Annotated in this window: 9 protein-coding genes; 3 read left to right on the forward strand and 6 right to left on the reverse strand. The window is 67.4% G+C overall.

The genetic code is table 11. From position 1 onward, the window contains the following. The first annotated feature begins 54 nt into the window (after positions 1-54). On the forward strand, positions 55-1,620 hold the full coding sequence (locus tag PH203_RS21515) for a phospholipid carrier-dependent glycosyltransferase (protein ID WP_289922453.1): 1,566 nt from the start codon (positions 55-57) through the stop codon (positions 1,618-1,620). Positions 1,621-1,647: 27 nt separating this feature from the next. Here PH203_RS21515 and PH203_RS21520 read toward each other — a convergent pair whose 3' ends face one another. The 6 genes from PH203_RS21520 to PH203_RS21545 all read right to left on the reverse strand — a co-directional run bounded on the left by PH203_RS21520 (position 1,648) and on the right by PH203_RS21545 (position 19,161). Continuing rightward, a complete protein-coding gene (locus tag PH203_RS21520) occupies positions 1,648-2,850 on the reverse strand; it encodes a sialidase family protein (RefSeq protein ID WP_289921969.1) in 1,203 nt (400 codons plus the stop codon). 144 nt (positions 2,851-2,994) lie between these two features. After that, positions 2,995-3,675: a hypothetical protein gene (locus tag PH203_RS21525; RefSeq protein WP_289921970.1), complete on the reverse strand. Its 681-nt coding sequence runs from the start codon at positions 3,673-3,675 to the stop codon at positions 2,995-2,997. Then, complete coding sequence (locus PH203_RS21530) at positions 3,668-10,537, reverse strand: polymorphic toxin-type HINT domain-containing protein (RefSeq protein WP_289922454.1); 6,870 nt, start codon at positions 10,535-10,537, stop codon at positions 3,668-3,670. The genes PH203_RS21525 and PH203_RS21530 overlap by 8 nt, the downstream gene beginning before the upstream one ends. A 188-nt stretch (positions 10,538-10,725) precedes the next feature. After that, positions 10,726-14,976 carry a LamG-like jellyroll fold domain-containing protein gene (locus tag PH203_RS21535; protein WP_289921971.1) on the reverse strand — a complete coding sequence of 1,417 codons (4,251 nt, stop codon included), beginning with the start codon at positions 14,974-14,976 and terminating at the stop codon, positions 10,726-10,728. A 403-nt stretch (positions 14,977-15,379) separates the two neighbouring features. Further along, complete coding sequence (locus PH203_RS21540; RefSeq protein ID WP_289921972.1) at positions 15,380-17,701, reverse strand: glycosyltransferase; 2,322 nt, start codon at positions 17,699-17,701, stop codon at positions 15,380-15,382. Then, complete coding sequence (locus PH203_RS21545) at positions 17,698-19,161, reverse strand: glycosyltransferase family 29 protein (protein WP_289921973.1); 1,464 nt, start codon at positions 19,159-19,161, stop codon at positions 17,698-17,700. Before PH203_RS21545 ends, PH203_RS21540 begins: the two co-directional genes overlap by 4 nt. Positions 19,162-19,388: 227 nt before the next feature. Here PH203_RS21545 and PH203_RS21550 point away from each other — a divergent pair, with 227 nt between their 5' ends. Further along, positions 19,389-20,498: an acyltransferase gene (locus PH203_RS21550; RefSeq protein ID WP_289922455.1), complete on the forward strand. Its 1,110-nt coding sequence runs from the start codon at positions 19,389-19,391 to the stop codon at positions 20,496-20,498. Positions 20,499-20,573: 75 nt separating this feature from the next. Continuing rightward, on the forward strand, positions 20,574-21,467 hold the full coding sequence (locus PH203_RS21555; RefSeq protein ID WP_289921974.1) for a class I SAM-dependent methyltransferase: 894 nt from the start codon (positions 20,574-20,576) through the stop codon (positions 21,465-21,467). Positions 21,468-21,470 lie beyond the last annotated feature (3 nt).

A 21,470-nucleotide genomic window follows, 5' to 3' on the forward strand; every position in this document is an offset into this window, starting at 1 on the left:
CCCCGGTACCGGCGGCCCCTGTTCGCGCTCGTCGTCGTGGCGCTCCTCGCGCAGATGGCGGTGGCCATGCTCACGACGGCCGCGCGGCAGTCCCCGACCATCGACGAGCCGGTGTACGTCGGCACGGCCACGGTCTATCTCAAAGAGCACAGCCTGCGGTACAACCCCGAACACCCCCCGCTGGGCAAGCTCATCATCGCGACCGGAGTGCCGGCCGCCGACCCCCACCTCAAGGCCGGCTTCCGCGGCGACCAGAGCAGGCTCGGACGCCACCTGCTGTTCGAGACCGGCAACGACCCGTGGAAGCTGATGTTCTGGGCGCGGCTGCCGATGATCGTGCTGACGCTGCTGTTCGGGCTGGTCGTCTGCGCGTTCGCCCGTGATCTCCTGGGCCCCGTGGGCGGGTTGGTGGCCCTCGCGCTGTACGCCTTCTCGCCGGACGTCATCGCCCACGGCTCGCTGGCCACCCTCGACGTACCGGCGGCGGGCTTCGTGCTGACGTCGGTCTGGCTGACCTGGCGGGCCCGCAGGCGGCCGGCACTGTACCTCCCGTTGGCCGGAGTGGCGCTGGGCGCGGCCCTGGCGACCAAGATGAACACGCTGACGGCGGTTCCGGTGGTGCTGCTCCTCGTGGTGTCGTCCGTTCTGGCCGCCCGGGGCACATTCGGACGCGGTACTCGCAGTACGGCCCGCTCGCTGGCCCTCGGCGCCGCCTGGGCGGCCGGTACGGCGCTACTCGCGATCGCCGTCGTATGGGCCTCGTACCTGGTCGTCGACCCGCGGCTGCACTGGACGCCGCCCGCCGGCATGCCGACGGCACACGGTCTGAAGGCCACTGTCACCGACCTGCTCCCGCTCCCCCGCGAGTACCGGGACGGGATGCTGATCCAGTTCGGCAAGGAGGAGATCGTCCGGCCGGGCTTCCTGTACGGCCGGATGTACCACGGCTCGCTCTGGTACTACCTGCCGGCCGCCTTCCTGGTGAAGACACCGCTCGGCATGCTCGCCCTGTGGCTCGCGGGCGCCGTGGCGATGTGCGCGATCCGGCGGCTGCGGCCCGCCGCGGTGTACGTACTCCTCCCCACAGCCGTGCTGCTCGCCGCCGCGATGACCGGCACCCGTGACTACGGCACCCGGTACGCGATCTTCGTCCCCCTCTTCCTCGCCGTCGCGGCCGCGGCCGTGACAGCCGTACGACGAAGCTGGGCGAACGTCATGACAGCGTTGCTCGTCGCGTACGTCGCCGTCAGCTCACTCGCCACGTACCCGTACTACCTGCCGTACTCCAACGAGGCGTTCGGCGGACCGGCGAAGACCCATGAGTGGCTGCACGACTCGAACGTCGACTGGGGCCAAGACCTCGGGCGGCTCGCCGACCGGCTGCGGGAGCGTTATCCGGACGACAAGGTCTGGCTGGTCTACAAAGGCAGCGGCGAGCCCTCGTACTACGGCATCCACGCCTCCGACCCACTGACGGTCCCCTCGGACGAGGTGCACGGTCTGCTCGTCGTATCGGACTCCGAGGTCGCCCTGGCCGAGGCCCCGCTGCTCTCGCTGCTCGACGGCAGCCGGCCCGTCGACGAGGTCGGCCACTCGATCACTATCTACCGGCGGCCCTGATACCGCCGCCGTGGCCCGCTGCCCTGCTCACCCACGCACGTTCTGCAGGGACACACGCCGGAACACGATGGTCTCGTACGCCGTCCGAGCACCCGTCTCGTAAAGGACCCCCACACTGTCGCTGCCCATCTGCACGAGGTCCGAGTACCCGGCCTTCCGCGCGGAGAGGGTCAGCACCTTGCCGAAGGACCGCCCTCCATCGCTGCTGCGCCACAGCGCCATCGCCGCACGGTCGGTCGGCACAGAAGGCGCCGAGAACAGCAAGTCCCTGCGCTCCCCGGCCAGTTGCAGCAGGCTGCCCTCCACCAAGGGAACGTCGTCCAGTGAACTCTGCTGCATGAAGCCTCGGTCCAGTCCGGCGCCCCCGTCACTGGAATAGGAGTCCAGTCGGTTCCCCGGGCTCGTGCCCTTCTGGTTCCTGGCGTTGAAATAGAGCCGTCCGGACGGCAGTTGGGCCGCCGTCGACTCGTTGGCGTTGTACACGCCTTCGTAGGAGTCCTCGACGAAGCCAAGGTGCCAGGACCTTCCCCCATCATCGCTGTAGATCGTGTGCACTCCGTAGTACTTGGGTTCCTGACCGGTGTCCGACGACCCCGATGGCGGCGTCGCGGAGTGGTTGGCCGGGACGACCAGCCGACCCGCATGGTCACCCCGCGTCAGAGCCACGGCATGGCCCGGCCCTGTGGCATACCAGCGCCAGTCCGCCTTCTTCACGGCTGACGTGATCTCTCGTGGGGCGGAGAAGGAGCTTCCGCCGTCGACGCTCGTCTGCACGAAGACCCGTCGGCCGTCCTCTGCCGTGGCCTCACCGCGCAAGATCCGTGCTTCGGTGACGTCACCCCTGTGGTAGGTGGTGACGAGCACGATGTTCCCCGTTCGGGGATCGACAACCGGTGCCGGGTTACCTCTGGTGTTCCCGTCACCCTCCGCGACGACTTGCAGCCGCCCCCAGGTACATCCGCCGTCCCGCGACCTCCTGAGCACGACGTCGATGTCACCGTGGTCCTCCTTGCCGCCGGCCCGTCCTTCCGCGAAAGCGAGCAAGGTCCCGGCAGGGATCCGGACGACGGCGGGTATGCGGTAACTGGCATAGCCTCCAGCGCCCGAGACATAGGGCACCGAGGAGACGCATCCTCGTCCCGCCTCAGCGTCCGCGCTGTCGGCCCGATCCGCCCAGGGCCGGAAGAAGACCACCAGTACGGCAATACCTGTCGCGACAACGGCGAGCACGGACACACGACGGCTCGGAAGTGGGCGGCTCATTGCTCTCCAGATCGATGGGGCGCGTCACAGGACGGGACGCAACATTGCCGAAGGCCCCAGCGGAGTGATGTCCCGTGGGGCCTTCGCATTCACTCAACCGAGAGGACTCGGTCAGTCGGAGGCGAAGAACTCGACGATGTGACGGGCTACCTCGTCGAGTTCGTTGAGGGAGTACTCACGAGGCTCCGGACCGGATTCCTCCACACGAAATACCGGCCCGTCTCTCCGGAACCGGAACACTCGATCGTCCTGCCGGGGCGGGGGCGTGGTGAAGCGGAGGTCACCGTAGCTGATCTCCGGATAGAAACTCCGCAGTTCACCGAAAGACGCGAGACTGACGAGCAGCCGCTGGCCACCCGTGTGGTAGACCGAATCCAGCAGGTCCTGCCACTGGGCTTCGGCGACCCGTCCCTCCAAGAACGCGCGCGCCAGCCGCCCCGGTTGCATAAACGGGAACTCCGACACGTAGTCATCTAGAGGTTCACCATCCTGCCAGGCGGCAACCGCCCGAAGCGCCTGCTCGACGTCCTCGGTTCCTCCCCTCGCCCATTCAATGCGGGACTCGTGGATCGCCACGGAGAAGGACCTCTCCCAGGCCCCGACGTTGATCCAGACGTCACCACGATCAGTGGCAAGCATTGCCCCGGGGGTGCAGTCGAAAATCCCCTCGAGCATCAATCCGATCCCCGCAGCCCTGCGTTTGAGCGCCTTGGCCAAGCCTTCGGAAACGTCGAGGTCAGGGTAATGAAGAGCCGGATCCCATGAATCTTCCGGCAGCCTCTTGCTATTCATCCCAGGCAACCGATCCTTCGCACCTGCACATAGTGAACGGACTTCTGACCGGATCAAGTTTGCCGAAGGTGGACCAATCGGGCTCAGCGGGGCGGGGCGCTGGGGCGGACTTTCCACCTGGACCCACCTCGTAGAAGTGCACGGTATTCCATGACCGCTGACCATTGGCCACCGCCCTGGCGATCCAGCTCATCTCAAGCTCTGTGGCCAAGCCCCCCCTGAGACCGTTCCTGACCGCGCCTTCGAAATCTGTCTCCCATCCCGTTATGTTGACACGAAGCGTGACGTTGGGATCGCCGATCATTCGCTCCACAGGAAACTTCCAGCCGTCATCGGGGTTGGCCAGCATGTGGGTGTAGCCCTTCGATTCCGCCCACTCCCCGGTTCCCATGGTGCGCCATCCGAGGGCGAGATCGCAGTTGTGTACCAGGACCGGCGTGGAACCGGCGAGCACGTAATACGTGTGCAGTTCTTCGACGGTGAGGTTGTACATGTCGCCCGCACCGGCCCGGTTCCGTACGCCGACCAGTCGCACATGGCCGTCCTCAGCAGTGCTGAGGTCGTGCCCCGCGGTGAGTTCGCCGGCTGGGATCCACGCGTGTGCCGTGGCGTCCCAGAAGGGGTGCTTGAACGTGGTGGGAATGGTGACGGTACGGCCTTGCTCGTCACGGATCCTCAGGTCGACCAGGTCCGTGTCGCGGTGGCCACCCTGAGCGGTGACAGTGCGCGTCCCCTTGTGTTTGCCCGTCTTCGGGTCTGCCGCCTCCACCTTGTCGCCGGGTTTGATCTTCCCGATCTGTTTGGTGCGCCCGCCCTTCATGAGCACGCGGGTCGAGGAGGTGAAACTGCACAGGACCCGCCCGGCCTTGCTCATCGCGCTGATGAATCTCATGCCGCCCCGCGCGATGGCGCCGGCGTCGCCGGTGGACATGGCCAGGCCGAGGGTGTCGCACTTGTCCTGGTTGTGATTGAAGGCGCACTGGTACCAGGGTTCGAGCATCGTCATATCACCCAAGGCGGACATGACGGTCTTCAGGAGCTGCTTGTCGGAGTCGATTTCCGCCTGGGTGTAGCAGACGTCGTACTTTGGAAGGCCACTAGGATTGCCGACACACTTCGACGGCTTGAAGAAGTAGTCGTAAAGCTTCTGTGCCTTCTTCTGCTCCTTCTTCCTGAAGTATTCCTCGGTCGCCTTGTTGGCCTTGTTGACCTTCTCGATGTTCTTCTTCACGCACGCCGAGTTGCAGCGGTTGTCCTTCTTTCCGCACAGCTCGGGTTCGGCGTCGCACTTCGTGCGGCCTGTCGGATCCTTGTAGGTGACCGGGTTGTTCTCCGTGTAGCTGTAGCCGTTCATCTGCTGCGGGTCGGCCGAGTCCATGACCGGGTCGACGCTGATGAACCGGCCGGTCGTGGTGTCGTACTCGCGAGCGCCGAGATGGACCAGCCCTGTCGTGGTGTCGTCGGTGCCGCCGATGAAACCCCTCTGGCCGGGCCATGAGGTCGGGGCCTGGCCGCGGGCGGCGCCGAAGGGAGTGGAGCGGCGCTGCTGCATGGACAAGTCGGTGGCATTGACGGCGAGTTCCGAGGTGCCGTGGTGATCGCCGATGAGGAACGACAGCTTGCCGTCGTCAGTGCGGATCGCCTGGTTGCCGCCACCGAGGTCGTAGTAGCGGGTGGCCTTGGCGGTGGTGGCGGCCTTGGCGACAGTGACCTCGGTGGAACCGAGGTAGAGCGTGGTGTCCGCGTCGGTGCGACGGATCAGACGGTTGCCGTCGGCGTCATAGACGTATGAAGTGGTCTTGGTTCCCTCTGTGACCTTGGAGAGATGCCCCTCGGCATCCCAGTCGAGGGTCTGCTGGTCACCGCCGATCGTGCGGGTGCGGGTGTTGCCGACCCTGTCGTACGAGTAGGTGTCGATCGCCGTGCCGCCGGGTCCGGCGGTGGTGACCTGGGTCAGGCCATGCGGTCGCGGGGACTTGGGCGCGGGGTAGTCGTATGTGCGCTTGACGTCCTTGGCGGCATCGCCCGTGTTGTCGTGCAGCGTCTCGGTGCGCCGGTTGCCAGTGGCGTCGTAGGTGTACGACTGCCAGTAGGGGGCGGGTCCGCCGAGCAGTGACCCGGCGGTGGCGGAGCAGCCGGTGGCGCCCTGGGCCCAGGCCTCGGTGAGGCGGCCGAGGTGGTCGTAGCGGAAGCACTGGTTGTCGGTGCCGTCGCGCGACACGTCACTGATCGACGTGATGTTGCCCGCCTCGTCGTAGCCGAAGGTGGACGACTTGTCGACGCCGGGCACGCCCTCGCGGTCGACCCGCGTGTTGTACAGGCGCTGGGTGCCCCACTGGTAGGAGTTGTTGACCTGGGTCTTCTTGCCACCGCTCTGATAGGTGAACTGCAGTGGCTTGCCGGTGTAGCTGTAGGTGGTGCCGGTGATGTAGGTGACGCCGCCGGTGCCGGAGAGCGTGACCGGGCGCAGGACGTCGTCGTACGTCGGGGTGAGGACCTCGGCGGCGAGGCTGCCTACCGCCGGATAGCTGCTCGACTGGACGGTGCCGTCGAAGTTGTACTTGATGTTCGACTGATAGGCGCCGGCCAGGGCCCCCTCGGACGACGGGATCGTGGTGGTCACCCGGTTGGCGCGGTAGAGCGTGTCATAGAGACTGTACGTGGTGGTGTACGCGCTGCCGCTCACACCGCCGACGTAGCGGGTGGCGGTGGACAGCTGGCCCTCGTACCCGGCCGGGTCCCAGACGTGCTTGGTCAGCAATGGGCCCGTGGCCGTGCCGTCGTGAGTTTCCAGCTCACGGCCCAAGCCGTCGTAGACATGGGTGATGGTCTGCTTCGGCTCACGGTCGTCGGTGCTGGTGAGCAGCTGATTGCGGTCGTCGTAGGTGTAGGTGGTCTCACCCTTGTCGGGGTCCTTCGCCCCGATCTTGTTGCCCCGCTGGTCGTAGCTGTACGACCACTGGTTGCCGACAGAGTCGGTGACCGCGGACAGCCGCCCGGCGGGGTCGTAGTCGTAGTGGGTCGCGGAAGGAGTGCCGGTCGGCGTGGCAGCGTCGTACTGCAGCAAGTCGGTGGTGCGGCCGCGGGCATCGGTGACCGTGGTACTCGGGGTGCCACCGGCGGGCGGGGTGACCGTGGTGCGGTCGCCGCCGTAGCTGGTGCTGGTGGTGGCGAGCACGGTGCCGCCGTCGCCGTTGCCGGCCACCTGCCGGGACTTGGTGACGCGGCCGAGGCCGTCGTAGGTGTTCCAGGTCTGGGTCTCCACCGCCAGGGCATCGTCGAGCTTCAGCAGGTCGGTGGAGGGTGCGCCGGTGTTGTAGTACGGCGCGAAGACCTTGGCCGTCAGACCGCGTTCGTCGTAGAAGACGTCATTGATCAGCCGTCCGCCGGACGGACCGGGGGCCTGGGTCTGGCGGGCTCGTAGAAAGCCGTCGTACAGGGTGTACGAGGTGCGCTGCCCGCCATCATTCGTCAGTGTCTTCGTGGCCACCGCCACCGGCTTGCCGTCGGTGATGGTGTAGTCGAACTCGTAGTTCGGGGTCTGATTGTTGGCCTGTGAGCGGTTGGGCAGCCAGATCTTGAGACTGCGGCCGAGCGCGTCGTAGGTGGTGTCGGTGCGCTTGTTGTTGGTGTCCAGCACGGTCACGGGCAGTCCGCGCCGTGTGTCGTACGTGGTCTTGCTGGTCTGGGCGGTGGAGGCGGTGCCCGGGGTCGCCGGCGGGCTGGTGACGGTGACCGTGGTCGGGAAGCCCGCGGTCGGGTCGTACACCGTGGTGGTCGTCCGGCCGTCACTGCGGTCGGTCCGTGTCGGGACGCCGGTCTGGGTCGCGGTGACCGTGCCTGTGATGTCGGTGCTGGTGAGCTGACGACCGTAGGTGGTGTCGTAGGTGACGCCGGACTCCAGGTAGGTCGCCGTGGTGCCGTTGTGCGACTTCAGGCTCGCGATGCGCGTGGGGTCACCCTTGGTAGGGGCGGCGTCGTAAGCCTGCCCGTCGTAGGCAGTGCGGATGTCGGACAGAACGTCCTTGGCGCGGTTCGGAGTAGCGGCGCACTTGACCGCCACGGTCTCCACTCGCGAGGGCTTGGTGAGGATCCAGGCCGTGGTGTTGTCCACGTAGCTGGTGCGGGTGCACTGGTCGTCGGCCGCAGTGCCGGTGTCGCCGAAGTCCTCGAGCTGCGTGACACGGCCGGCGGTGTTCTCGTAGCTGTTGGTCCGGTATGTCTGCCGCCACTTGTCACCCACGCCGTCGTCGAGCGAGGTCCAGGTACGGACGGAGGCGGTGCCGGTCAGGTTTGCGGTGGTGGTGCCCCACACACGGACCCGACTGGCCGTCTGGTGGTGCCACGGCGTGCTGACGGTCTTCTCGAGCACCCGGCCACTGGGGCCGCTGTACTCCTCAGTCTTGTACTCGAAGCCGGCCGCGGAGTCGTGGTCGGTGATGGTGCCGCCGTTGTCGTCGGAGACGGTGACGGACTTGGTGCCGTCGGCGGTGGACGGACCCTTTCGGTCACCGTCCATGCCACGCAGGAAGTAGTGGTCGGTCTGCGACTTCATACCGACCGGATCCTGGCCGCCGGTGCGTTCTCGTATATGGCCGTAGCCGCGCCACTGCGACCAGGTCTTGTACTTCTCCTTGGTCAGGCCGTCATCGTCGGCGTAGTGCCAGGCCGCGCCGTCGAGGTAGTCGTAGCGGGTGACCATGTCCGGCGAGGAGTTGGTGCGGTCGGTCTCGGTGACCGACTCCACCACGTACTTGTTGAACCACTGCAAGGTCGGGCCGGCGTCACCGGACTTCGTGAAGTAGACGGGGTAGCAGCGGGTGGTGTTGGTCTGCGGGGCCGGGAGGTCGCCCGCGTCGCAAGCCGCCGCGGAGTAGTTGACGTCGATCTGACCGCCGGACTCGTCGGCGATGGTGGAGAGACGCTCCTTGATGAACGGCGCGGTGTCGTCACCGGCGATGTCGAGGCGGTTGGCGTCCTGGTGGTATCCGAAGGTGACCTTGGGCAGGGTGATCTCGGGGGTGGCCGACTTACCGGTGTGCTGGATCGAGTCGAGCAACAGTTGGTAGTCGATGTCTGCCATGCCCCAGCGGTGGTCCAGTGTCCAGGTGTCGATCGGGGTGTATGTGCCGTCCGATTTCAGCACTTGTGTGGTGACGCCGGTCAGGCGCTTACGGGTCCAGAAGCTCGGGGAGGCGGACTTGGTGCAGTCCTCCCCGGCCTTGCAATTCAGGTCCCACGGTGTGTCGTACCAGTAGAACTTCTGATCGTCGATCTTCGAGGCGTCGCAGGTCACACCGGTCTGCGGCAGGCAGCGCTCGGCTGAGGTGAAGGAGACCTTGGCCAGGGCCTTGGCCGAGTAGACAGCGTCCTTGCGCAGTCCGTATTCGATCCGGTCCAGGTAGCCGCCGCGGTCGTAGGCCGTCTCGTCGGCGGCCGTGATGTTCCGGGCGTAGTAGTTGGATTCCTTCTCGTAGTAGTAGGCGATCGCGTTGCCGTGGACGTCGACGGCGTAGTCGAGGTTCCACCGGTAGGCCTGCCGACACCAGGAGTCGGCGAAGGTGGCGGCGTGACAGGGCTCGCCCTCGTCGTCGCCGTAGACGGGGGTCGTCCAGGTCGACTCTGTTGTGTCCTTGCCGGACGCCCAGCCGGGCAAGCGGTTGTAGCCGAAGAAGTACTGGGTGCCGTCGGTCGTGGTGACCTTCCAGTACTCGTCGTCGCGGGCACCGTTGGAGCGGACGTCGGTGGTGGTGCCGTGGACACGTTGGATCTTGGTGCCGTCGTCGCCCTTGATCCTGAAGGTGTCCGTACCGGTCGGGATCAGCTCGCCGGCGCGCCCGTTGAACGAGATGGTGGCGTTGTCGTACGCCCAGCACATGTCGCCGGGCTTATTGCCGTCGGCGTTCTTCACGTCGTCCTCGGCGCAGCTCTTGTAACTGCGCTCGATGGAGCCGGGCCACAGGCTGAATCCGTCGCCCGCCCAGGAGGACTGGTTGTTGGTGGCGGACGTACGGCCGTCGATGGCCCCGGAGGAGTAGGACAGACCCACGCTGGGCGCGAACTTGCCCGGCACGCCCGGCACAGGCATGTCGTACGACCAGGAGAAGCTGCCCGAATTCAGGCTCGTCGACCAGGTCGCGGAGGGGGACAACTGGCTGGCGGTGTAGTCGCCGTTGTCGCTGGAGGCACCGTCGGCGGCGGCTGTGGTCGCCGCCAGCATCATCGGTCCGGTACCCGTGATGCTGATGTCGCCGGACAGCTGGGACCCGTCGTTGCGGGCGTCAATCGGTTGCTGCGTGCGGCACTTCGGGCGCTGCGGGGTCGTCACCGCGCAGGCGGGCAGCCGTACCAGCTTCAGGCGGGCGGCGTACGCACCGCCGTAGGACTGCGCGAAAGCGGAGTAGTCGACGCTGACGCCGACCTTGGCGCCCTGTGCGTCGGTCCCGCGCCGCAGAGAGAACAGCAGGCCCTCGACACCGGCATTCCGCGCAGCGGCCTCGTCCAGCACACGTACGGTCGCGGTGCCCGACAAGGGTGTCAGCGCCGCCTTCTTCACTGCGGGCGCCTTCTCTGCTCCCTTTGCTGCGGGTGCCGTGAGCGACACCGGCAGAGTTCCCGCCCGCCGGGTGACCGACTTCGCTCCTGGCCGCAGGGTGACCATGGCCGACCCGGCCTTCGGCCACGCACGCCGCGGCGCCGCGGCCGGCACCTTGCGCTGCCCGCCCGTCCCCCGCGGCAGCGACTTTACGGTGTGCCCGGACAGCGCCTTTTCCGATGCCGGGACCTTCGGCAAGTCATCCGCCTGCGCCACCGACGGCGTGAAGGCGCCCTGCAGCAGGGTCCCGACCAGCACCGCGGACACGGTCAAGGCGACTCTTCGCCGTGCTCTCGCCCACCCGCATTTGCTCACCGCCACAGCGGCCCCTCCTCAGCCCTGGAGCCCCCAAACAGGGGAGCTGTTCTGACGTGCGCGGACTTCTCTTCGATGCCACGGCGACTCAGCGGCGGGGGCGGGCCGGTGGTCCGCCCCCGCGCTGGTCTCGTCGGCTCTTACGGTCCGGGGACGGTGGACACGTCCGTACCGTTGGCCAGCCTGGCGATCTGCTCGTCCGAGGCCACGCCCTGGAAGGTCCACACGTCGTCGATCACGCCGGGCCAGTACTCGCCCCACGTGCCGTCGGTCTTGCCACGGCCGAGCTGAAGGCCTGCGGTGGCGTTGAACGGCAGGACGTTGGAGTTCCAGGACACCGAGTCGGTGCAGCCCTCGACATCCGGGCTGCCGTCCTCGTTGCTGTCGGCGCAGACGACCTGCTCCAGGTTGCCGTCGACGTACAGCCGCATCTGATCGGCGAAGGCGTCGTAGACCACCGCCAGATGGTTCCAACTCGTGTTGTTCATGAAGTTGGGATGCTCGGCCGCCGCTACGGTTGTGCCCTTGACGTCGGAGCCTGGCATCGCTAGCTGCCAGCGACCGGCGTTCACCGGGTCAGTCGCACTGGGCACATATCGCACCGCGAAGCCGCTGTTGACCAAACCCGCCTGCGAGAACACCGTCACCGGATGGTCCGGCCGCGCCGCGGTGCTCACCCACGCGGCAGCCGTGAAGCTGGTCCCGGTGGAGACGGGCGAGGTGGCCGTGGCGGCGTAGTCGCCGCTACCGTCCAGCAACAACCCACCGGTGCCTACGTAGTTGGAGTTGCCGGAGGTGTCGATCGAGGCGTTGCCGCTCAGCGTCAGCGCCCGGTTGCCCGAAGAGTCGTCGGCGGAGGTCAGCGGCGTGCCGGAGCCGGAGTCCAGCTTCCAGCGGCCCTGTACCACCGGACGGGCCTTGTTCAGCTCCTTGACCTCGTCGCCGGACAGGGCCCGGTCGAACAGCCGGACATCGTCCAGGTCACCCTTCATCAACGCTTGGGCGCCGCCGGTCGCCTTGTAGCCCAGGGTGACCGGGCCAGTGGCGAGCCAGGGGGTGGTGAAGGGCTGCGTGTCCTTCAGGACGCCATCGACGTAGAGCCGGATCTCGCCGGCGTCGTAGTCGTAGACACCCACGACATGAGTCCACTCTCCGAGCCGGGCGGCCGCACAGTTCACGTTCGCATCACAGGCGTTCTGCCGGGCCCGGACCAGCGTGGCGCTAGTCGAGTCGGAACCGGCTCGCAGGAAGACCCAGCCGCCCAGTGCCGAGGAGTGGACCAGTTCGAAGCCCGGGACACTGGTGCCTCCCTGGGTCACCGCCATCATCGCCCGGCTCTCCTTGTCCTTGGGCAGCCTGGCCCAGGCGGAGACCGCGAAGCTCTGATAGGTGTCCAGCACCGGCCGCGAGGTGATCACGCCGTCGTCGACGCCGTCAAAGGTTGCCGCGGTGCCGTCGACACCTGTCGAGCCCAGCACGGCTCCACCGTTGACGGTCGCCGTCAACTTCTGCGACCGACCGACGGCCGCGGTCGCCGTGGCCTCCTCGTCGAGCGGCCAGATCACTTTCGCCGGACGGTCGGTGTCCACCGACTGCTTGGCGTACAGGCGGGATATCTGCGTGTTGGCCAGTGGGTAGTCGAAGAACTGGACCTCGTCGATGCTGCCCCGGAAGAACCCGTTCAGCGCACCGCCGTTGTCCGTCGCCCCGAGCATGGTGCGCCCCCGTCCGTCCCACAGCGAGCTGTAGGCCGCCGTACCGACAAGCGCTCCATCGACATACAGCTTCACCTGGGAACTCGGGTTGTCGAAAACGCCGACCACATGTGTCCACACCCCGAGCCGGGCTCCGGAGCACTGCGTGTCCCCAGTCGCGCAGGCGGGCTGCATCGCACGGGACGCGGTCGTGTCGGCCGTGTCCTCCGTGTGCCGGGCGAACACCCAGCCGTTACGGGACGGCGAGTAGTAGAGCTCGTAGGCGGTGGCGTTCGCCCCGCCCTGAGCCACGGCCACGGCACCCGTAGCAGTGTTGATGTCGCCGAGCTTCGCCCACAGCGACACGGAGAAGCTCTTGCGCGTGTTGAGAACCGGGGAGGTGGTGGCGGCGTAGTCGTCGGTGCCATCGAATTGCAGGCCGTGGCCGAGGACGCCCTCCCCGCCCGGCGTCGCTCCGTTGAGCCGGGCGGACCACTCGCCGCCCACGCCACTGACCGTGGTGGAACCGGCCGACTCGTCGAGTTTCATGTTCAGCCGATCGGGCTGGCCCGCGTTGACCCGGAACTGGTAGGTGCGGATCTCACTACCATTTCCCGCGGCGTCGAAGGCCTGCGCGGTGATGAAGTTGACGCCGGACTTCGTCGGCATGAATCTCGTCGTCTGCGCGGCACCACCGGATGTGGTCAGCGTGTGCGCGCTGGTCGGATCACCGTTGATGCCGAACCAGTACTTGGACACGTCCGTGGACGAGGAGTCGATGGTGAAGGTGCCGTACCGGCCCACCCCGTCCAGCCACGGGTCGTTCGGGTCTTCAGAGTCCGAGGGTGGGTACTGGGTGGAGACGATCGAGGGACCGGCGGGCACGCCCCTGTCGTAGACCATGAGGCAGTCGGTCGCCGAACCCGCATTGCTCCACGGCGACCACTGAGCGCTGTCGTATGAACGCACATGCCAGCCGACGGCTTTGTCCTTGGGGATGCCCGCCGGAAGCGAGATCGAGAAGGGGGAGCCCGATTTCTTGTAGGTCGTCCGGGCCGAGGTCCAACGTGCCGTGTAGCCCTTGCCGTCACCTGTGTCCCAGGACGCCTGGAACTGCACCGCGATGTCATCGCCGTCCGGATCCGTCACGCTGTTCGCCCGGATCGTGGGCAGGATGCGAACCCGCTTGGGCGTGGAGGAGCAGGCACCGCCGGGGTCCTGCGTGAGCTGCGACATGCGGATCTGCGTCGGTGGACGGTTGTACTGGACCCGTAGCCATGCGTCGTCGGAGAACCGCTTCCAGGAGAGCACGTCGTTCTCGTCCCGGGCCTTCAGCCCGAACGTCGTAGTCGACCAACCGTTGGCCGCCGCCTGCTGAACCGCACGCAGAGCCCAGAACTCCACCGTGCCCCCTGGGCAGTCGCTGCTCCAACCCTTCGCCTCGCTCTGCGTCTTCTGCAGATCGGCCCAGAAACCGTCAGCGGTCTGCGTGTTCCACGTCGTCGAGGAGTTGATCCCCTTGGTACGCCACAACTGCACGTCAGTCTTGGTGCAGCTGTACGAGTGAGTCTCGTTGACCACGAACTCCGCCGACAGGATCGACTTGCCCGCGAAGCGCGAGGTCGGGACCGTGTAGAAGACACGCTTGACGTCCTCAGGCGCGCAACGCGCGTCGCCCGCGCAGTAGCCCATGCCCGAGTCGGAGTTGCCGTTGAATTTCCATTGTGGGGACGAGGCCCAGTAGCGCGAGACGAAGGTCCAGCTGCCAGCCTTCGGCGAGTACCACTGTGGGTCTATATAGACCGGGAACGTGGCGCTCTTCAGCAGTTCCTGGTCCGGCTTCAGCACCAGCGCATCATCACCCGAGGGAACGCTCACGCCGATGGGCGCGACCTTCGCAGACTCGCCAGGCCCGTGTGACGGACCACCTGCCTTGGCCAACGACCCGACTGCCGTGCGAGCCGCCCTGGCGGACGCCCCTTTGCTGGAGTCCCACATCATCGGTCGCGGGGCCTCGAAGACCGGCCCTCCGGCCCCCTTGTCGACCGCTGCGAGGCCGCCGCCCGCCGTGGTGCGTACGTCCATGCCGTCGGCGTCCATCGCCAACCGCAGCTCTGCCAGCTTCGGATTCGCTGCCGCTTCGGGTGTCTTGACGATCAGTACCTGCGAGGCGCTGTCGACGTCCGCCTTCACCTGGAGGTCCACGCCCTCGAGCACAGATGGATACGTGGCTGTGGCACCGTTGATCACCGGCTCCGGCAAGGCCGTCGGCCAGGACAGGGACAACTTCCGGCCCGCCCTCTCCAACGTGATCAGCGGCTGTTCCTTCCCGCCACCCGAGAACGCAATGCCCACCAACGCCACCTTGGGCCCGACGCTGCCGTCTGCACGCTTCTCCAGAGCGGTGTTGATGGCTTTCCACTCGCCATCCACTCGCGCCCGTACCGGACGCAAATGCTCCACGGCCTCGAAATTGCCGTTCGGCAGGGCGTATGTCTCGCTGGATTCACCACGCAGCGAGGTGATTTCCACCTTCGCTCCTGAGCGGGCGGCCTGATCGAAAGCGGCGTTTTCCGTCCCCTTCGCCGACGCGTCCCCCTGGGGCGCCTCCTGCTGTGCCTGGGGAGCGGCGTTCGCCATCCCCGTGAAGACCGGCACCATGCCGGCCAGCAACGTCAGACCTGCAACTGCGCTCACTGCTCGTGCAGCAGCGCGCATGCGTCTGGGAACCGTCATCCCAGCCCTCCCCCGGACTTTCAATCGGCAAAACGATCAAAGAACCGCCAAAGGAAGGTAAGTGGAGGTCCAGACCTCGTCCAGATCAACCGATCGACAAATACGGGGATTTGGCCGACAAGTATGTGGAGAATTCCTGTGATACCCATCACGGTGCCCGCACTTCACCTTTACGGCCGACGGCACATGAAAGCACATTCCAAAGCGTAGGAGAATTCAAGGTGAACACTCCATGGATGCGGCAATTTCTACATGCGCCAAACGACAGACAGCAGAACGCGCCCGGAGGCTGTGCACCCGGGCGCGTTCTGCTGTGTTTTTGCCTGCTGCGTGTCTGCGACGCCGAGGGAAGGCGCCCTCGAACTCAGCCCCCCAGGATCACCCTCAGGTCCGCCGCGTTCGCCTCCGTGACCTTCCACAGCTCCTGCTGGCGGCCATGGACGTCCGCGACCGTCTTGCTGTGGTCGGCGAGCAGGTCCTTGGAACGCTCGACGAGGCGGGCCGCGAGGTGGCGGTCGTGGACCGAGACGCCCCACTCCGGGCGCTCGATGTCGCGGAGGAAGTACGCCATCTTCGGGTGCGAGATGAGGCTGATGATGGGCGTGCCGACGCCGAACGGGATCATCCCGGCGTGGCCGCGCATGCCGATCACCAGCTTGGTGCGGGCGTAGAGCTCGCGGATCTGGTCGTTCTCGAAGTCGTACATCGGGATGACCGGCATCGAGACGCCGTGCTCGCGGCGCAGGTCGAAGGCGATCTTCTCGTCGTCGAGGGAGTGCGCGACGCACTGGACCTCGGCCAGCTCGCCCAAGTCCTTGACCGCCTGGGCCATTTGGGCGAGGAAGTAGCCGTAGTCGTGGCCGAAGCGCAGGCCCGCGCGGTCGTACGCGGCGTTGATGAGGATGGTGTTCTCGCGCTGCGCCGGGTCCTGCCAGCCGTCGACCAGCTGGCGCATGACCGTGGTGGGACAAGGCTGGAAGCGCACCTTGTCGTGCAGGCGCGAGGGCAGCATCGCGCGGACCTTCTCGATCGAGCCGTGGTTGCGCAGACCGAAGAAGGCGGACCGCTCGACGAGTTGGAGGAGCGACTCGCGGAAGCGGTTGGCGCGGTACGACTGGCCGTCGAAGGCGTTGAAGCCCACGGCGAAGACCGCGATCGGCACGTCGATGCGGCCCAGGAGCGCGTCGGGGACGTTCCACTGCCAGGCGCTGTTGCCGTTGGGCATGGTGTCCGGGATGAACAGGCCACCGCCGCCGATGACCAGGCCGCGGCGGGCGTTGACGCGTTCCAGGGCGGCCTCGTCGAAGAGCCGGTGGGCATGGACCGAGTGCCAGCGGCGGGAGGTGGTGTCCGGGCCGAAGGCCAGGCGGACCGTCTCCGGGAGGAGCTTGTCGCCGGCGTTGCCCTGTCGGTCCATGTAGAAGGCGACGTGGGCGAGTTGGTCCTCGGCGCTCCCCCGCTCCTGAGAGGGGACGGCCGCCGCGCGCTGCGCCCAGAGGCGGCTGGGGCGGTGGGTCGGGTCGACCGTGATGCCCGCGGTGGCGTACGCGAGGGCCTCGGTGGTGTCGCCGTGCACCCAGGCCATCTGGGCCAGCCGGGCATAGGCGGTGGCGGCCCGGTTGGGGGCGGCGGTGGCCAGCAGCAGCTGGGCCTTGGCCTCCTCGTACCGGGAGACGCTCATCAGGGCGTGGCCGAGCACCTCGTGCGGCCAGGCCTCGTCGAGCGGGATGCGGACCCCGCCGAGGATGTCGACGGCGTCCTGGTAGTCGCCGTTCGCGATGTGCGCGGCGGCGACCTTGCGGGCCACCTCCACATCGCCGGTGCGCTTGACGTGCGGGGTGCCGAAGTGGACGACCAGGTCGTGGTGGAGTCCGCCCTGCTTCTCCAGATAGGCCGCCTGGAAGTCGGCGTCCGACAGCTCGTACTCGCGCCATTTGTCCTCGGCCTGGCTGTACCCGGCCTCGCCGCCCTGCCACGGCTTGTGGCGGCCGGTGAAGTGCAGGATCGCGGTGTCCTCGGGGACCGGAAGGTCGCCGGAGAGCCGCCGCTTGACGAAGTTGTAGCGCGGGTCGAGGCGGACGAAGTCGCCGTCGAGGACCGAGTTGAGGATGCCCTGGTCGTGCTTGTCGAGCTCGTAGTCGCCGGAGCGCCCGCACTTGTCGAGCCTGGCGCAGAACTCGTCGCTCAGGTACTCGCGCTGGATGACGAGGAGCCCGGAGTTGAGCTTGTGCTGCCCGTAGAAGAACTGCGGGACGGCCGCCAACCCCTCGCGCAGCTGGAGGAGTTCACCGAGGTCACCGAGGACGACCATGTCGGTGTCGAGGGTGATGACGGTGTCGTACTCGCGGATCCTGAACACGTCGAGGATGAAGTACGCCTTGCGGACCAGGTAGTTGTCCTGGTCGCCCTTCTTGTACGAGTCGTAGTGCGTGTCGTTGACCCGCTTGAGGACGATCCTCGGGTGCAGGGCGCGGATCTGCGCCAGGGAACCGGGGCGCAGATCGTCGTAGAGGACGACGAAGTCCTCGCAGACGCCCGGGTTGGACAGGGCGAGGCTGCGCAGGAGGGTGAGGAAGCCGGGCAGGTAGTTCTCGTCGACGTAGGACGCGAAGGCGATGCGGCGCTTGCCGGTGAGCGCGTGGGCGTCGGTCGCGGGGGCCTGTGTCGCAGGCAGGGCGGTGGTCATCGCAGGGAGATCCTCATGTCGGTCACGCTCTGGGCCCGCTGCATGACCCATGCCTTCTCGCTGGTGTACTCGTGCACGGACGTGATCGCGAGCTTCATCGCCTCCTGGACGCGGTAGGCGCCGCTCTCGTAGAAGTCGAAGCCGATCAGGTCAAGGGTCGGGCTGACGTCCAGGAAGTCCAGCAGGTACAGCATGTTGAAGCCGGTCGTCGGGATGCCCGACCAGACGTCGGTGCCGAGCTTGCCGATGTTGCGGACGGGCCAGCGCAGCGACTCGTCGCCGAGGTAGGTCTGCGCGCCGGGCACGAGCCGGTTGCGCAGGGAGTACTTCCAGTCGCCGGAGATCCCGCCGAACACCAGCCGGGTGTCGACCCGCTGGTCCCAGTTGAAGCCGTGCTTGTGGATGGTGGCGTGGATGTCGGTGCGCGAGCCGGTGTGCTTGGGGTCGATCCGGTACGAGTTGAAGCGGACGACGATGTCGTACGCGTCGATCTCGGCGCCCATCGAACTGGCGCCGACGCGCCCGGAGTTGGCGATCAGGCAGATCGACTTGCCGGCGATCCGGTTGCGGAACTCACCGAGGCTGATCCACTCCACGCCGCCGACGGTGGGGTCGGCGACGGGGCCGCGCATGCGGTTGCGGCGCTGCTCGGCGTAGAGGCCGAGGGCCTCGGTGAGGGCGGCGAGGTCCGTCGACTCGGTGGTGCGCAGGTCCAGGTACTGGCTGAGGAGTTCCTGCCGGTCGGCGACCGGGGCGTCCTCGGCGGCCAGGGTGAGGAGCGCTCCCACGAGGCGCGGCTCGGCCTCGGTCCAGTCCCCCACGGCCTGTGCGGCCAGGCCCTCGGCCCAGACGTCGGTGGCGGCGCGGCGGGTGAACTGCTCGGCGCGCGGGTTCTGCCGCCTGAGCAGCGCGAGCAGCTCGCGCTCCTTCTCGGCCGCGACGCGCAGACCGGCGACCTTGGCGCGGACGCCGAAGCCGTCGTCGTCGGTGAGGGCGAGGTACTTCTCGTACGCCTCGACCGCCTCGGTCTCCTCGCCCAGGGCCTCCAGGAGCCGGGCGCGCAGCCGCCAGCCGGCGCGGGAGTTCTTGCGCTGGGCGATGACGGTGTCGCTGATGACGAGGGCGAGGTTCAGCTCGTCGTCGTAGCCGCACTCCAGGGCCTTGTTGGCGACGGCGAGCAGGGCGTCGAGGAGCTCGCCCGGGATGTTCGAGGACGGGGTGGTGGCGCCCTTGACGGCCCGCTTGAGCAGGGCGGTGGCACCGCCGGCCGGGGCGGGCGCGGGCGCGGTGGTGGCGGTCGTGCCCCACACCACCAGCAGCTTGCGCAGCTGTTCCGCGAGTTCGACGCGGCGCCGGTCGATGCTGCCGACGACCTTCCCGCTGTGCACCGCGCAGGCGCGCAGGCAGTCGTCCAGCTCCCCTCCACGCGCACGTGCACGTCTCTTCTGGACCGTCGTCATGGCACTCCCGATTTTTCTTACCAAAGGTGAGACGAGTTCTTGGGGTTTACCGCTTGTGTGGGGGGATTCTGAGGGAATTTAGGAAGCCAAAACGACATTCAGGTGAACTGGCCGGGACCGGACGGCTAATCGTTGGGTCGCCAACCAAGACATCCCTGTGATTCGGACTAATGTGCCTGTGTACACCCACAGGAACAGTTGCAGTCGAGGGGATTTCTGTGACCACGATGACCGTCCGCCAGGTCACCGAAGCACCACGGCGGCCGGAACGGGCGCAGCCCCGGGAGTCCCGGCTGCGCGCCCTCGACGGACTGCGGCTGGTGGCCGCGCTGATGGTCGCCGCATACCACTACGGCGGCCGGGGCGGCGAAGTCACCGCGGCCTGGGGAACGTCCGCGAAAGAGCAGTTCCCGACGCTGAGCGGCTATTTCGCATACGGCTGTCTCGGCGTCCAGGTGTTTTTCGTGATCAGCGGATTCGTGATCTGCATGAGCGGGTGGGGACGGCCGCTGAAGTCGTTCTTCGCGTCCCGCGCCTCCCGGCTGCTGCCCGCCTACTGGGTCGCGGTCGTGCTGGTCACGGCGGTGTTCGCGCTGCCGGTGGTCGCGTACAAGGCGGTGTCGCCGAGCGATGCGCTGGTGAACCTCACGATGCTGCAGCAGCCGCTGGGCGTGGACCGGGTGCTGGGCGTCTGCTGGACGCTGTGGGCCGAGGTCCGCTTCTACGCGCTCTTCGCGCTGTGTGTCGTCCTGCCGGGGGCCTCCCGCCGCCGGGTCATCATGTTCTGCGCGGGCTGGACGCTGGCGGCGGCGCTCGCGCAGGCCGCGCGTCAGCCGCTGCTCGACGTCGTGCTGATGCCGGAGTACGCGCCGTTCTTCATCGGCGGTGTCGGCCTCTACCTCGTGCACCGCGACCGGCGGGACGTGTACGCGTGGGGCATCGTGGGCGTGAGCTTCCTGATCGGGCAGCACTACGCGGTACGGAGCCTGTGGAACGCCACCGACCCGAACGCCTTCGCGCACCGCACCACGTTCGGCATCGTCGCCGTCGTCGCCTTCGGGTTCCTCGCCGTCGCCGCGATCGCGCTGGGGTGGCTCAACTGGGCGGACTGGAAGTGGCTGACGGTGGCCGGGGCGCTGACGTACCCCTTCTATCTCGTCCACGAACACCTGGGCTGGGTGGTGATCCACGGGCTGCACATCGGGCTGGGGCTGCCGTCCGGGGAGACCTTCGCACTGACGGTCGTGGCGATGCTCGCGCTGGCCTGGCTGATGAACCGGTACGTGGAGAAACCGCTGACTCCGAAGCTGCGTTCGGCTTTGGCCAAGGCTCACTGAGGGTCCGCGAGGTGTTCACCTGACGTTCCGCTCGGGGCCAGTTTGTCCGGTTCTCAGCGAGCAGGAATATGTCTCATGGACAACCCACAGAAAACCCCCACCCTCCCCGGCGAACTCAAAGACGTCCCCGGCTGGTTCCCGCCGCTCGACCAGGTGCTGTTCACCTGGCTGCTCGACCGGCAGGAAGCCCAGGGCCACAAGGGCGATCTGGTCGAACTCGGCGCCTACATGGGCAAGAGCGCGATCCTGCTGGGGCGGCACCTGGGCCCCGGCGAGCAGTTCACGGTCTGCGACCTCTTCGGCGGCGAGGCGCCGGACGGGGCGAACAAGGCGGAGACGGCCAAGTCGTACGCCTCGCTGACACGGCAGGCGTTCGAGCGGAACTATCTCTCCTTCCATGACGCCCTGCCCCGGGTGATCGAGGCGCCGAGCTCGGTGATCTCGTCGGAGGTGGCGGCGGGCAGCTGCCGGTTCGTCCACATCGACGCGTCGCACCTGTACGAGCATGTGCGGGACGACATCGGGGCGGCGCGTGATCTTCTGCAGCCGGAGGGGGTCGTGGTGCTCGACGACTTCCGGTCCGAGCACACGCCCGGCGTGTCGGTGGCCACGTGGGAGGCGGTGCTGAACCGGGAGCTGCGGGTGATCTGCCTCAGCACGCAGAAGCTGTACGGGACCTGGGGGGATCCGGGGCCGGTGCAGGAGGAGCTGCTGGAGATGCTGCGGGGCCGGACGGACTGCGGGCTGAGTGTGCAGGAGGCGGCGGGGCAACGGCTGATCCGAGCGCGGGCGAAGGGGATGCGGGCGCCGGAGTTCCCGAGGTCGCGTCACTACGTCGAACCGGCACCGGCACCGGCGCCCACCCCCGCGCCCCCGCACCGACGCTCCCCGGCCCGTCGTATCGCGGTGGACCTGCTGCCCCCGATCATCACCAGGACCGTCCGACGAGCCCGGACGAGCAGGGCCTGACGT

Source organism: Streptomyces sp. S.PB5, from assembly GCF_030403745.1.
GTDB lineage: Bacteria > Actinomycetota > Actinomycetes > Streptomycetales > Streptomycetaceae > Streptomyces.

Bases quoted from the DNA above. Each gene is read 5' to 3' on its own strand.
- PH203_RS21525 (WP_289921970.1), bottom strand. From the start codon at position 3,675: ATGAATAGCAAGAGGCTGCCGGAAGATTCATGGGATCCGGCTCTTCAT.
- PH203_RS21555 (WP_289921974.1), top strand. From the start codon at position 20,574: ATGGACAACCCACAGAAAACCCCCACCCTCCCCGGCGAACTCAAAGAC.
- PH203_RS21515 (WP_289922453.1), top strand. From the start codon at position 55: ATGGCGGTGGCCATGCTCACGACGGCCGCGCGGCAGTCCCCGACCATC.
- PH203_RS21550 (WP_289922455.1), top strand. From the start codon at position 19,389: ATGACCGTCCGCCAGGTCACCGAAGCACCACGGCGGCCGGAACGGGCG.
- PH203_RS21545 (WP_289921973.1), bottom strand. From the start codon at position 19,161: ATGACGACGGTCCAGAAGAGACGTGCACGTGCGCGTGGAGGGGAGCTG.
- PH203_RS21540 (WP_289921972.1), bottom strand. From the start codon at position 17,701: ATGACCACCGCCCTGCCTGCGACACAGGCCCCCGCGACCGACGCCCAC.